Annotated in this window: 11 protein-coding genes; 6 read left to right on the forward strand and 5 right to left on the reverse strand. The window is 44.8% G+C overall.

What is annotated here, in order from left to right; all coding sequences use genetic code 11:
• Window positions 1-16: 16 nt before the first annotated feature.
• From guaB to M0N77_RS03785, 5 genes are all read left to right on the forward strand, one after another.
• Window positions 17-1486 (forward strand): IMP dehydrogenase, encoded by a 1470-nt coding sequence (gene guaB / locus M0N77_RS03765; protein ID WP_353103663.1) that lies wholly within the window; start codon window positions 17-19, stop codon window positions 1484-1486.
• A 223-nt stretch (window positions 1487-1709) separates the two neighbouring features.
• A complete protein-coding gene (gene glmM, locus M0N77_RS03770) occupies window positions 1710-3083 on the forward strand; it encodes a phosphoglucosamine mutase (protein ID WP_353103665.1) in 1374 nt (457 codons plus the stop codon).
• A gap of 73 nt (window positions 3084-3156) precedes the next feature.
• Window positions 3157-3801: a pyridoxamine 5'-phosphate oxidase gene (gene pdxH / locus M0N77_RS03775; RefSeq protein WP_353105559.1), complete on the forward strand. Its 645-nt coding sequence runs from the start codon at window positions 3157-3159 to the stop codon at window positions 3799-3801.
• Between the two features lie 349 nt (window positions 3802-4150).
• On the forward strand, window positions 4151-5389 hold the full coding sequence (locus M0N77_RS03780) for an alanine racemase (protein ID WP_353103667.1): 1239 nt from the start codon (window positions 4151-4153) through the stop codon (window positions 5387-5389).
• Window positions 5377-6717 carry a D-arabinono-1,4-lactone oxidase gene (locus tag M0N77_RS03785; RefSeq protein ID WP_353103669.1) on the forward strand — a complete coding sequence of 447 codons (1341 nt, stop codon included), beginning with the start codon at window positions 5377-5379 and terminating at the stop codon, window positions 6715-6717. The genes M0N77_RS03780 and M0N77_RS03785 overlap by 13 nt, the downstream gene beginning before the upstream one ends.
• 77 nt (window positions 6718-6794) lie before the next feature.
• On the opposite strand, the gene M0N77_RS03790 is transcribed toward M0N77_RS03785, so the two are convergent.
• The 5 genes from M0N77_RS03790 to M0N77_RS03810 form a co-directional block, all read right to left on the reverse strand.
• Window positions 6795-7442 carry a glutathione S-transferase gene (locus tag M0N77_RS03790; protein ID WP_353103671.1) on the reverse strand — a complete coding sequence of 216 codons (648 nt, stop codon included), beginning with the start codon at window positions 7440-7442 and terminating at the stop codon, window positions 6795-6797.
• A 48-nt stretch (window positions 7443-7490) separates the two neighbouring features.
• Window positions 7491-8168, reverse strand: coding sequence for a type 1 glutamine amidotransferase domain-containing protein (locus M0N77_RS03795; RefSeq protein WP_353103673.1), 678 nt, complete (start codon window positions 8166-8168; stop codon window positions 7491-7493).
• A gap of 154 nt (window positions 8169-8322) precedes the next feature.
• A complete protein-coding gene (locus tag M0N77_RS03800; protein WP_353103675.1) occupies window positions 8323-9375 on the reverse strand; it encodes an NADP-dependent oxidoreductase in 1053 nt (350 codons plus the stop codon).
• 179 nt (window positions 9376-9554) lie between these two features.
• Window positions 9555-10769 carry an iron-containing alcohol dehydrogenase gene (locus M0N77_RS03805; protein ID WP_353103677.1) on the reverse strand — a complete coding sequence of 405 codons (1215 nt, stop codon included), beginning with the start codon at window positions 10767-10769 and terminating at the stop codon, window positions 9555-9557.
• Between the two features lie 199 nt (window positions 10770-10968).
• Window positions 10969-11616, reverse strand: coding sequence for a TetR/AcrR family transcriptional regulator (locus tag M0N77_RS03810; RefSeq protein WP_353103679.1), 648 nt, complete (start codon window positions 11614-11616; stop codon window positions 10969-10971).
• A 225-nt stretch (window positions 11617-11841) separates the two neighbouring features.
• On the opposite strand from M0N77_RS03810, the gene M0N77_RS03815 reads away from it, so the two are divergent.
• Entirely contained in the window at window positions 11842-13332 is a 1491-nt protein-coding gene (locus M0N77_RS03815) for an aldehyde dehydrogenase family protein (protein WP_353103681.1), read from the forward strand.
• The last annotated feature ends 68 nt before the right edge of the window (window positions 13333-13400 follow it).

A 13400-nucleotide genomic window follows, 5' to 3' on the forward strand; every position in this document is an offset into this window, starting at 1 on the left:
ACTATTAGGGGTATGTATGTTACGTATTGTCGATGAAGCCTTAACTTTTGATGACGTGTTGTTGTTACCAGCCTATTCAGAAATCCTACCAAAAACTGCCGATCTCTCTACGCGCTTAACCAAGAATATCTCTTTGAACTTACCACTAATCTCAGCGGCTATGGATACGGTAACGGAGTCTGAGATGGCGATTACTATGGCGCAATTAGGCGGTATTGGTATTTTGCATAAGAGTATGGATATCGACAAACAAGCCACGCAAGTTCGCCGCGTCAAAAAGTTTGAAGCGGGCACCGTAGTCGATCCTATTACCGTGCATCCTGAGATGTCTATTGGTGAATTATTGCGTTTGACCGAAGATAATAATATCTCAGGCGTACCAGTAGTTGAGCGAGGCACGGATAAAGTGGTTGGTATCGTCACTCATCGTGACTGGCGTTTTGAGACCAATTTGTCACTGCCAGTTAGTCAGATTATGACGCCAAAAGATCAGCTAGTCACTGTACAAGAAGGCGAGAGTAACGAGAATATCAAAAAGCTACTGCATGAGCATCGTATCGAGAAGGTGATCGTCATTGATGATGATTTTCGTTTGCGTGGCCTGATTACGGTTAATGACTTTGCCAAAGCAGAAAATAATCCAAACGCTTGTAAAGATGAAAAAGGGCGTCTGCGCGTAGGGGCCGCTGTCGGTACTGGCGCTGATACTCAGTCGCGTGTCGAAGCCTTGATTGCCGCTGACGTTGATGTGTTAGTGGTTGATACCGCTCACGGTCATTCAAAAGGCGTCATCGATAAAGTCTCTTGGATCAAAAAAAATTTTCCGCATATTCAAATTATCGGCGGTAATATCGCCACCGGTGACGCAGCTTTAGCGTTACGTGATGCTGGCGCCGATGCGGTAAAAGTTGGTATAGGTCCAGGCTCTATCTGTACTACGCGTATCATCGCCGGTATCGGTGTGCCGCAAATCTCGGCTATCGACAATGTCGCAAGCGCGCTAAAAGATAGTATTCCACTGATTGCTGATGGCGGTATTCGCTATTCAGGCGATATGGCCAAAGCTATCGCGGCAGGTGCCTCTTGTATTATGGTGGGCTCCTTAATGGCGGGTACCGAGGAAGCACCAGGCGAGGTTGAGCTGTTCCAAGGTCGCTATTACAAAGCTTATCGCGGCATGGGCAGCTTAGGCGCCATGTCAGGCTCAAATGGCTCATCAGATCGCTACTTCCAAGACGCCAAAGATGGGGTTGAAAAACTCGTCCCTGAAGGTATCGAAGGCCGCGTACCTTATAAAGGTCCGGTTGCTGGCATCGTCAATCAGTTGGTTGGTGGTCTGCGCTCATCCATGGGCTATACCGGCTGCGGTACTATCGAGGAGATGCGTAGCAAACCGCAGTTTATCAAGGTGACCTCAGCTGGCATGAAAGAGTCGCATGTCCATGATGTACAGATTACCAAAGAGGCGCCTAATTACCGCGTATAATAGGGTTTTTCACTGGTAAAATCTCGCTAATAGCCTAATCATAGTGAGATACAAACAGTCAACAATGCGCCGTCATTGTTGACTGTTTTTTTTCGTAAAATAACTAGTTAATAAAGACCCTTATCAAAGGATGGTTTTTATCTTCATTTTTGGATTAAACTATCTAAGCTAAGTGACTTTAAAAGATAAGTTCCTCAATACTAAGTGTAAGGATGTAAGGATAATGAGCTATTTCGGTACTGACGGCATTCGTGGAAAATTTGGTGAGCTGCCTATCACCCCTGATTTTATTCTAAAATTAGGTTATGTGACCGGACAGGTACTGATGGATAATAATCCTAATCCAGAGCGCAAACCAAGCGTCGTTATCGGCAAAGACACGAGGCTCTCAGGCTATGTGATTGAAGGTGCACTACAAGCAGGGTTTAATGCGGCAGGGGTAGACGTGCATATGCTTGGGCCACTCCCAACGCCGGCTATTGCGCATTTGACGCGCAGCTTTAACGCCGATGCTGGCGTGGTGATTTCAGCTTCACACAACCCTTATTATGATAATGGTATCAAGCTATTTTCAGCAGACGGCAAAAAACTCACCGATGAGATGCAAAACGCTATCAATGATAAGTTAGACGCTATTATAAAAGCCGATAATGAGGATAATGCGTCACTAATGATGCCTATCGCTGACCCTGCTAAACTAGGTAAAAACCACCGTATAGATGATGCCAAAGGGCGCTATATTGAATTTTGTAAGGGCAGCTTTCCTTATCAATATGATCTTAATCATCTAAAAATCGTCATTGACTGCGCCAATGGCGCTGGCTATAGCGTAGCGCCTAGAGTGCTGCGCGAGCTTGGTGCTACGGTTATTGCTATTAATAATAAACCTGACGGTATCAACATCAACGCCGACTGTGGTTCTACCCATCCTAAACGATTGCAGCAAGCAGTATTGGAGCATAGTGCCGACGTTGGTATCGCACTTGATGGCGATGGCGATCGTATTGTGATGGTCGATGATTTAGGTGAGCTAGTCGATGGTGATGGCATCCTGTATGTGCTTGCTACCCAAAGCAAAGCGCCAACCCGAGGGGTTGCTGGTACACTCATGAGCAACATGGGTTTAGAGCTTGCTTTACAAGCGAAAGGTATCGAATTTACGCGCGCCAAAGTCGGTGATCGTTATGTGATGCAAGAGCTTGAAGCTAATGATTGGATATTGGGCGGTGAGCCTTCAGGCCATATCTTGTGTTTAGATAAGAGCCGCACAGGTGATGCTATTATCGCAGGTTTGCAAGTGCTAGCGGTAATGCAAGCACAAAACCGAGCCTTGAGCGCCTTGATGGAAGGCTTTGAGGTGCTGCCGCAAAAGCTAGTCAACGTACGCTTGAGTCAAATGCAAGATCCTTTTGCTAATGCTGAGCTGGTTGCCGCTTTTGACAAAGCGCGTGCCACTTTGGAGGGCCGGGGACGTTTGCTTATTCGTCAGTCCGGCACTGAGCCAATGATTCGAGTCATGGTTGAGTCTGATGATGAGATTGAATGTGATGTGATGGCTAATGAGTTGGCCGATCTAATCAAAGCGCAATTGGCTTAAAAACTGAGGCACTCAAAGCTTTAAGTGATGTTTTTGATAAAAATAATCTATTAAATAAGGAAACACTATGAGCATGGACTTTACCGATCAGCGTTTATCGTATGAGCAAGGACAACTCGATCAGCGCTCAGTGCCAGACTCACCTTTCACGCTATTCAAAACTTGGATGGATGAAGCACTATCGAAAAAGGTAAAAGAGCCTTATGCTATGAGTCTAGCGACTTGCGGCGCGGACAATAAGCCGAGCGTACGTATCGTGCTGCTGCGCGAAGTGACCGAGACGGGCATCATCTTTTATACCAATTATGACAGCGCTAAGGGTCAAGATATCGAAGAGAACCCTAATGCTGAGGCGTTATTCTTTTGGAATGAGCTTGAGCGCCAAGTGCGTATCAGTGGTCATATAGCTAAGATTGACGCGGACAAATCGGCTGACTATTTTCAAAAGCGTCCGCATGATAGTCAGTTGGGCGCGTGGGTGAGTCAGCCGCAAAGTGGCGAGGTTGCCAACCGTGAGGTGATGGAAGATAAGTTTGCGCAGTTAAAAGTCGATTATCCCGAGGATACGACCGTGCCAACTCCTGAGTTTTGGGGCGGCTATGAGATTACTATTGAAACTATTGAATTTTGGCAAGGCCGCGCGAACCGCGTCCATGATCGCGTCGTTTATAGCCAAGATGACCATGAGCAATGGACGACGAAACGTTTATTGCCGTAGCTAAACAACCTATTCACTTTTGCACAGTCCTAGCTAAGCTTGGGCTGTTTTTTTATCCTTTTGAGAAGATGCTATTGATGGGTTAGTATAGTTAGTACGAAATAAAATCGATACACCAATATTAACCGTGCAGCTGGTATAAATTTTCCTTGCGTGCTGTGTCTACGCTGTTTCGATGCTGCGCAAAATTCATTCCAGCCGCACTGTAACGGTTTTAAAGTTAATCAACTATATATTATCAGCTAGCATCGCTGTTATGTGATTTGCAGTCATTATCCCTGTGCTGTGCTCGCATACTATGAATTAAAAGTAACAAAATAGTTTTATGACTATTTTAAGGATAAGTAAAATGGATTTTGCTAATATTATCCCGCGCCAAGCTCCAAGCGCTTGGCTCGATATGGATGCCCTCGATCATAATATTCAACGGGTCAATCACAAGACCCAAGCCGTCAAGCTGCGCCTAGCGACCAAATCGATTCGCTCAATCGAGGTTTTGAGCTACATCAAAGACAGCTCGCCCCATTATATCGGACTGATGTCTTACACTGCGGCTGAGTCGGTTTATCTGTTAGAGAACGGCTTTGATAATATCCTATGCGCTTATCCGACTTTAGATAGCGCTAGCGTAGCGAAAACTTTTACTCATACTGCGCAAGGCGCCACGATGATCTGGATGGTAGATCGCCCCGAACATGTCGAGCTGCTCGATAAAGTCGCTCAAGATAATAATGCAAGCGTCGATATCTGCTTAGATATCAATATGTCGATGCCGCTGCCGAAGCTATACTTCGGTACTAAACGCTCAGCCCTTATGAGCAAAAAAGACGTCAAAGCTTTGCTCAAAACCATTAAACAATGCGCTAATGTGAAGCTAACTGGCGTCATGGGTTATGAGGCGCAAATTGCAGGACTAGCCGAGCAGGTACCAGGTAAAGCTCTACTGTCTCCCGCTATTCGTCTGCTAAAAAACCGCTCCAAAAAACAGCTCAGTCAGCGCCGCCGCTCAATAGTGGCTTGGCTAAAAAAGCAAGGCTATGAGCTACAGCTCGTCAATGGCGGGGGTAGTGGCAGTATGGACTTCACCAGCAGCCAGCCTGAGATTACTGAGATCAGCGTAGGCTCTGCCTATTTTAAGCCCGCTTATTTTGATTATATGGAGAGCATGCAGGCATTTAAACCAGCGGCAGGCTTTGTGTTGCCGGTGACGCGCCAGCCAGAGTGTGGAGTGATCACTTGTCAAGGTGGCGGCTTTATCGCCTCGGGCGCAGCAGGTGCAGACAAAGTCCCTGTGATTCATTATCCAAGCTATTTATCAGTACTGACGGATGAGGGTTTTGGCGAAGTACAAACCCCTATGCTTATCGATAAAAAGACGCTAGGACAAAATAAAGCCATTACTATCGGCGATTATGTATGGTGCCGACATGCCAAGGCCGGCGAGCTATGCGAGCATTTTAATGAGCTTGTGGTTTATAGCAGCTCTCAAAAACATAGCGGTCCTCAAACTAGTCACCAAGAGCTAAAGGCTAATAAGGCTTTTGACACCATGATGACTTACCGAGGAGCGGGACAATGTTTTCATTGATGAAGTGGCAGCGCAGTAACCAATGGCAAAACTGGGTAGGCTACGTGACCGCTGAACCTGAACAAAAGCTAACCCCTGCCTCGGTTGAAGAATTACAATATATCGTCAAACAAGCTCGCGCTGATAACCAACGTGTCAGAGTGACTGGTGCGGCGCATTCTTTTAGTGGCTGCGCCAAACCCGAAGAGATTGCTATTAGCTTGCATAAGATGCGCGGACTGATCTCAGTCGATCAAGAGGCAAAACAGGCAACTTTATATGCTGGCACTTATTTGTACGAGATAGGGGAGGCATTAAGAGAGTATGGGCTAGCGCTTGAGAATATGGGCGATGTACAAGAGCAGAGCATCGCAGGCTCGGCGAGTACCGCCACGCATGGCACCGGTCTAAGCTTAGGCTCGATTGCCAATCAAGTGGTGGCTTGGGAGTGGGTCGATGGCAGAGGAGAGCTACACAGGCATCAAAGAGGAGACGCTAAGACGGATGAGCTTGGTAATGCGCTACATGCAAGTCTCGGTATGCTCGGTATCTTTACCAAGCTTACTATTCAAGCGGTGGATCTGTACGGTTTGGCAGAGCGTAATGAGGTAATAGAGTTTGAACAAGGCTTAGCACAGTTTTATGACGCCGCGCGTAACCATCGGCACATGGAGTGGTTTTTATTCCCCGGCACCAATAAGCTGCAACAAAAAACGCTATCGATGATTGAGCCCAAAGCTATGAGCGCTTGGCAAAAAACCAAAGATCAATTCGATAGTAAAGTCACGTTGAATGGCGCTTTTTATTTGCTATCCGAGCTGGCAAGAATAAATCCGAAATGGACTAAAAAGATCAGTCAAATCTCCGCCAGCTCCATCCCCAATACCAAGCGCGAAGGCTATAGCTATGAGGTGTTTCCCACTCCGCGCGGGGTCAAGTTTAATGAGTCTGAGTACTTTATAAAACTCAAAGATTTTGAGGCTTGTATCTTGGAGATCAATAGTATTTTATTACAAGATAATAAAGGCTCCCATTTTCCTATCGAAGTGCGTACTCACAAAGGCGAGACGGGCATGCTCAGTCCAACGCAAGGCGTAGACTGTGCGGTATTGTCCTTTCATGTCTATAAAGGAATGGATAGTGAGCCGCTATTTAATTGGTTATATGACTACATGAAAAAATGGCAGGGACGTCCGCATTGGGGCAAAGTCAATAAGCTAAGCGCTGAGGAGCTGCATATTCTGTATCCTGATCTTAAGCGCTTTTTAGAGATTAGAGAGCAGTACGATCCTGATAAAGTGTTTATGAACAGCTGGCTTACAGAGAAATTTTTAGCGCATGATAGCTAATGTTAGTTTTAGAATAAATAATAAACAGCTCACTGGGAGCTGTTTATTTTAGATAAATAACGATGATAAAAAGGAATTTATTTCATAATATTAGGTTTCGTTGACTCATCATGATTATCCTCAAGTCGCATAGCGCGCTGATAACTATCGTGACTGGCTAGCTGCAAAGCGTACTGTTTTACGTGAGTATAATCGTCTAGTAGCTTTCTTTGCGCCATCAAAATCAAATCAAAAGACAGCATAAAATCTGCGCCACTAAGCTTATTGGCAACGATATAAGATTTGTTTTCTACTACTTTATTAAGGTAGCTAAGCATCTTGTGTTTTTCGCGAGCGATGTAGCGCTGCAAAAAAGTATCATCGCTTTTGATAGAATCTTTGGTAAAAACATCCAACAGCATAGGCACCATCATAGAGCTCTCAGCAAAGTGAATCCACTGCAGATACTCGCTATAGTATTTGCTATCCGTCTTTGGACGCAAGCGCTCAGCGGCAAAACGCTCAATCAACAGCTCAGTGATGGCTCCTGACTCAGCGATTATTTGACCGTCCATCTCAATGACTGGCGATTTGCCTAGAGGATGCACGGCTTTTAGACTATCTGGCGCCATGAAAGTTTTTGCATCGCGCTGATGACTAATAATCTCATACCGAACCCCAAGCTCTTCTAGTAACCAAAGAATACGCATAGAGCGTGATTGACTGAGATGATGCAAACGAATCATAGTTAACCCTAAAACCTAAATTTACTAATATAAAAAACATTGAACGGCTTAGCCTTTTAGCCTTTTTAATAACTGCTTGGCAGCCTCTTCTGAAGAAGCGGGATTTTGACCGGTAATTAGCAATCCATCTTCAACCACATAAGAGGCCCAATCATCCGCTTTTTGGTAGTTGCCGCCATTGGCTTTTAGCGTGTCCTCCAACAAAAAAGGCACCACGTCAGTAAGCCCAACAGCATCTTCTTCTGAATTAGTAAAGCCGGTGACCTTTTTACCTTTTACTAAATACTCGCCGTCAATTTTGACATTTTTGAGCGCCCCAGGGGCATGACAAACAAAAGCGACCGGCTTGTCTTGCTGAACGAAGTTTTCGATAAGCGTGATAGAGTTTTTATCAACTGCCAAGTCCCATAAGGGGCCATGACCGCCAGGATAAAACACCGCATCAAAGTCTTCTGCTGTTACCTCAGCCAGTTTTTGGGTATTAGCCAGATGATTTTGGGCGTCAGTATCTTCTTTAAAGCGCTTGGTATCTTTGGTTTGCGCGTCCTCAGTATCACTACTAGGATCAAGCGGTGGCTGACCTCCAGCAGGCGAGGCGAGGGTGACAGTAGCGCCTGCATCTATAAAGGCATAATAGGGAGCGGCAAATTCTTCTAACCAAAAACCGGTCTTTTTGCCAGTATCGCCAAGCTTGTCGTGTGAGGTTAATACCATTAAAATTTTCATAATTATCCTTGTTATTGTTTTCAGTATTAAAAATAAATCTGCAATTCAATGACTCAAGACAGCTAAGTAAATAACGAGCATTGAATCATAGTATCTATAAAACAGAGTATCTATAAAATAGTGTATCTATGCAGTGTCTTTATAAAGCCATCATCTATTGAGCCACCTCAGCGACTTTGACCACGGTTTTACCGAAGTTGTCACCATTTAGCATCCCAACAAAAGCATCAGGAGCTTGCCCTAAGCCATCAGCAATATACTCTTTGGTTTTAACTTTACCAGAGGCTACCATCTCGCCCATGGTTTTGAGGAATTTTGGGAAATGCTCGCCATACTCTTCAAAGATAATAAAACCTTTGACGGTCAGACGCTGTCTTAGTATCAGGCCCATCAGCACGCTCAAACGATCTTTGCCATCAGGTAATTGGGTAGCGTTATATTGTGAGACCAAGCCGCAAACCGGAATACGGGCATGGGCATTAAGAAGCGGCATCACCGCATCGAACACTTTACCGCCGACGTTTTCATAATAGATATCGATACCGTTAGGACAAGCCGCTTTTAGCTGCTCAGCAAAGTCATCGGCGTAGTGGTCGATACAAACATCAAAGCCAAGCTCATTAACGGCAAAATCACACTTCTGCTTACCGCCTGCCACTCCAACAGCGCGTACGCCATACTCTTTACCGACTTGTCCAACAGTAGCTCCCACAGGGCCGGTAGCAGCGGCAACTACCAAAGTCTCGCCCTGTTGCGGCTTACCGATGTCGGTCAACCCCATGTAACCGGTAAAGCCTGGCATCCCTAACACGCCTAGACCATAAGAAGGATTGGCCATGTTTTTATCAAGCTTGAGCACGCCCTCGCCATTACTGACGCTATAGTCCTGCCAGCCTGAATTTGAGACCACCAAATCCCCTGCGCTAAACTTGTCAATATTGGACTGAACCACTTGCGCGACGGTTGCACCCATAATCACATCGCCCACTTCTAGTGGATCGGCGTAGCTTTTGGCGTCACTCATACGTCCGCGCATATAAGGATCTAGCGATAAATAAACGGTACGTAGTAGCATCTCGTTGCTACCCGCTTTGGGAATATCGCTAGTAGCCATCTCAAAATTATCGGCTTTTGGCTCGCCTTGCGGACGGCTAGCTAGTTTGATCTGACGGTTCTGCTTATTATTTTGTGATTTATCAAAACTCATAATGGCTCTCCTATTTTATTTATTATTAGAGTAATAAGGGGATTGCAAACTCTTAAAAAACTATTAGTGCTTAACTTTCATAAGCTTTTAATAAAACAAGCTCAGGCTTATAGATGACTTTAACTATCATACTAACAAGCCCTAGCGTTTAGTCTGTGTTAAGTATCACTATCAAAGCGTTAAGAAGCTTTGCTAGTTGTTGCGCGCTCTAAGATGCGACGTGAAACTGCTAGATCGTTTTTACCATGCTCACCTAATTTAACCATGCCGTGAGCCTCTAACTGCTTAATAATAGGCTCAATGGCAGACGCATCAAGCTTGGCATCCGCTAGGCTGACGGGCAGACCTAAGTCACGGAAAAAGTCTTCGGTACGTGCGATAGCGGCTTCTATAATCTCGTCGTCACTTTGGCTATCGCTAGGCTGTAGGTTCCAGACGTTACGCGCATACTGCAGTAGTTTGTCTTTTTTACTGTCTTTGAGTTCACGCAGCACCGAAGGCAGCACGATAGTCAAAGTACGGGCGTGATCGATAGCATGGAGCGAGGTCAGCTCATGACCGATCATATGCGTGGTCCAATCTTGTGGTACACCAGTACCAATCAAGCCGTTTAGCGCCATGGTTGCCGTCCACATAATGTTTTTGCGCGTTTCCATATTGTCAGGATCCGCTTTTACCGCATGACCTTCTTCAATAAGGATTTTGAGTAAGCTCTCGGCAAAAGCGTCTTGCACTTTGGCATTGACCGGATAAGTAAGATACTGCTCCATCACGTGCACAAAAGCATCTGCCACGCCGTTCATGACTTGGCTATCTGGGAGCGTTAAGGTTTTGGCTGGATCTAAAATGGAGAACTTAGGGAAGGCAAGGGGATTACCGAAGGGGAGCTTGGCTTGACGTTCGCTGTAGTTGATAACTCCGCCTGAGTTCATCTCAGAGCCTGTCGCTGGAATGGTTAATACCGCGCCTAAATCGATAGCGGAGTCTACATTTTTGCAATAGCTAATTAGTGCCTCCCAAGCTTGCTCGCGCGAGACGCTGCCATCTTCTTCAGTCATTGAGGCGATTAAGGCGACAAACTTACTACCGTCAATAACCGAGCCGCCACCCACTGCTAAGATAAAGTCGATGTCATGCTCATTTATTTTATCAGCGGCTTTTAAAAGCGTAACAAATTCTGGATTCGCTTCAATACCGCCAAATTCAAAAATCTCACGCTCGCCATTGCTCTTTAAAGCAGTGCGCACTTCATCCAAAGTACCGGTACGCTCTGCCGAGCCGCCGCCATAAGTAATAAGGACGCGTGCATCGCTAGGGACGAGTTTGGAGAGTTGTTTGATTTGACCTTCACCAAAGACGATACGTACCGGGTTGTAATACTGAAAATTATTCATAAAGATCCTAGAGTTAATAGAGAGTGAATAGAAAAGTTAATTATTTTGCTTACTTTATTTTGTTTACTGATAATCTTAATCGTATATTAATAGTCTTAAAGGTAAATCATCTTCATAGTCAAAGTATTTTACATTAATTAGACCGGTCGTCTAGAGTTAATGCTATAAAATTATAAAAGAGATAATTTATAATTATCAATTAACGACCTAATTGTGTAGTGGTCATTTGCCAAACCTCTGATAACGGGGTAGTAGTTTGGCTAATTTTGGCAATAAGACTGGCGCCAAGCCATGCAAAATACCAACGCTTAGCAACACTCTCAGCTGAAATATTATCCATTTTGGCAATAGAGCCATCTGCCCAGCCCGCTTTGACTTGCGCGGTAAGCCAGTCAATAGTTTGCTGATACCCTTGATGTAGAGCCTCACGCATAGGCTCTGAGATATCAGCGACCTCAGCGCTTAATTTGACCACTAAGCATTTTTCGTGGTCGCAGCCGTGCTGCTGAGTATCGTACCAGTTCTGAAAGTAATCATAGAGTTTTTGCTGAGCGCTACCATCCTCTTCAGCGATCAAATCTAAGCGCCTTTTGTAACGGGTGAAGTAGTGGGTAATAATCGCTTCACCAAAAGCTTCTTTTGAGGCAAAGTAATGATAAAAAGAGCCTTTGGGAACCCCTGCAGTATCGAGTATTTGCTTGATACCAACCGCGCTAAAACCTTTATAGGCCAAAAGCTGATAGCCGGTTTCTAACAGGTGAATCTTAGTGTTTGAAACCGTAGTATTAGTATCAATCGATTCATTTGCAAAAAAACTTAATGGGGTGAGGGTGTCAATGGTAGACATAAAAGTAATATTATCCTTATTCTTCTTAAGTTACATTTATAGTTGTTAATCGAGCTTTATATTATTTACAGATTACTTTTTTTCAACAAAGCTTAAGAGAAAAGCTCTCTTGTAATTAGAATAGCTATGCTAGCATTAGACCAGTCGTCTAGCAAGTTAGCTTATGTATTTTCCGCTTGCTAAACCATACCGATTAAAAATAAAACTTTAAATGAAGGAAAAACTATGTCAAATAATAATATATCTAACCAGCAGCAACCCTATAGCGATTTTGATTTGCAATATATCGCAGGAGAGTGGGTCAAAGGGCAGGATAATAGCGTCAATACTGATAACAATCCCTTTAGTGGTGAGACCCTAGTTGAGATTCAGCAGGCTACCGAAACGCAATTAGATGAAGCTTATAAGGCGGCGCAAAAAGCGCAAAAACAATGGGCTAAGACATTGCCCTCAGAGCGCGCAAGCTTATTGTATAAAGTAGTAGAAATTTTAGATAAGCGCCAAGATGAAATCGTTGATTGGTTAATCAAAGAGTCGGGTAGTACCCGTATTAAGGCGATGGTTGAGTTTGGCAGCGCGCGCGCGATTACTATTGAGGCGGCAACTTTTCCTAATCGCGTGCATGGTGAGATTCGCCCCTCTAATATCCCGGACAAACAAAACTTCGCTTACCGTGAGCCGATCGGAGTCATTGCGGTTATTAGTCCTTGGAACTTTCCGCTGCACTTAACGCAGCGCTCTATCGCCCCTGCGCTAGCATTAGGTAATGCCGTGGTGCTAAAGCCTGCAAGCGATACGCCTATCACCGGCGGTCTATTACTGGCTAAAATATTTGAAGAGGCAGGTCTACCCAAAGGCTTATTAAACGTAGTTGTAGGAGCAGGTAGCGAGATTGGCGATGCTATTGTCACTCATGATATTCCAAGCTTTGTCTCCTTTACCGGTTCAACCTCAGTGGGCAAACATATCGGCGAGCTTGCTAATGGCGGCGATATGATAAAATCGGTCGCATTAGAATTAGGCGGTAATAATCCTTTTGTAGTGCTAGCAGATGCTGATTTGGATAACGCAGTAAAAGCGGCGGTGTTTGGTAAATTCTTGCATCAAGGTCAAATCTGTATCGCGATTAACCGTATTATCGTTGAGGACGCCGTTTATGATGAATTCGTCCAGCGTTTCGTTGAGCACGTCAAAACCATCAAAGTAGGCGATCCTAGTGATAAGGATACCGCTATCGGCCCTATTATCAACCAAGATCAGCTCGAATCCTTAAAAGATAAAATCGCTAAAGCTAATAAGCAGGGCGCTAAAACCTTACTAAGCGGCGAGATTAAAGGTCAACTGGTGCCGCCGCATATCTTTAGCGAAGTGACTAAAGATATGGATTTATTCCGTAACGAAATCTTTGGGCCGCTAGTTGGTATTGTCCGCGCTAAAGATGAGGATGAGGCGTTAGAGCTTGCTAACGATACTGAATATGGCCTATCAAGTTCGGTCTTTACGACAGATATGGAAAAAGGCTTACGTTTTGCCCGCGGCATTCGCGCAGGTATGACCCATGTCAATGACATCACCGTCAATGATGAGAGCAATGCGCCCTTTGGCGGGGAGAAAAATTCAGGCATTGGCCGCTTTAATGGTGAATGGGTACTTGAGGAGATGACGCGCTTGCACTGGGTGTCTTATCAGCATCAGCCGCGTGATTATGCGTTTTAAACTATGCATTCTAAATTATGCGTTTTAAATTATGCGCTCTAAGCGACTTATACTTTTGTTAAAGTTTT

Origin of the sequence: Psychrobacter sp. AH5 (assembly GCF_040371085.1) — a bacterium.
Classification (GTDB): Bacteria; Pseudomonadota; Gammaproteobacteria; order Pseudomonadales; family Moraxellaceae; genus Psychrobacter.

What these genes read in the sequence shown, in the direction of transcription:
- M0N77_RS03780 (WP_353103667.1), top strand. Translation starts at nt 4,151, where the DNA reads ATGGATTTTGCTAATATTATCCCGCGCCAAGCTCCAAGCGCTTGGCTC.
- glmM (WP_353103665.1), top strand. Translation starts at nt 1,710, where the DNA reads ATGAGCTATTTCGGTACTGACGGCATTCGTGGAAAATTTGGTGAGCTG.
- M0N77_RS03805 (WP_353103677.1), bottom strand. Translation starts at nt 10,769, where the DNA reads ATGAATAATTTTCAGTATTACAACCCGGTACGTATCGTCTTTGGTGAA.
- M0N77_RS03795 (WP_353103673.1), bottom strand. Translation starts at nt 8,168, where the DNA reads ATGAAAATTTTAATGGTATTAACCTCACACGACAAGCTTGGCGATACT.
- M0N77_RS03810 (WP_353103679.1), bottom strand. Translation starts at nt 11,616, where the DNA reads ATGTCTACCATTGACACCCTCACCCCATTAAGTTTTTTTGCAAATGAA.
- M0N77_RS03800 (WP_353103675.1), bottom strand. Translation starts at nt 9,375, where the DNA reads ATGAGTTTTGATAAATCACAAAATAATAAGCAGAACCGTCAGATCAAA.
- M0N77_RS03790 (WP_353103671.1), bottom strand. Translation starts at nt 7,442, where the DNA reads ATGATTCGTTTGCATCATCTCAGTCAATCACGCTCTATGCGTATTCTT.
- M0N77_RS03815 (WP_353103681.1), top strand. Translation starts at nt 11,842, where the DNA reads ATGTCAAATAATAATATATCTAACCAGCAGCAACCCTATAGCGATTTT.
- M0N77_RS03785 (WP_353103669.1), top strand. Translation starts at nt 5,377, where the DNA reads ATGTTTTCATTGATGAAGTGGCAGCGCAGTAACCAATGGCAAAACTGG.
- pdxH (WP_353105559.1), top strand. Translation starts at nt 3,157, where the DNA reads ATGGACTTTACCGATCAGCGTTTATCGTATGAGCAAGGACAACTCGAT.
- guaB (WP_353103663.1), top strand. Translation starts at nt 17, where the DNA reads ATGTTACGTATTGTCGATGAAGCCTTAACTTTTGATGACGTGTTGTTG.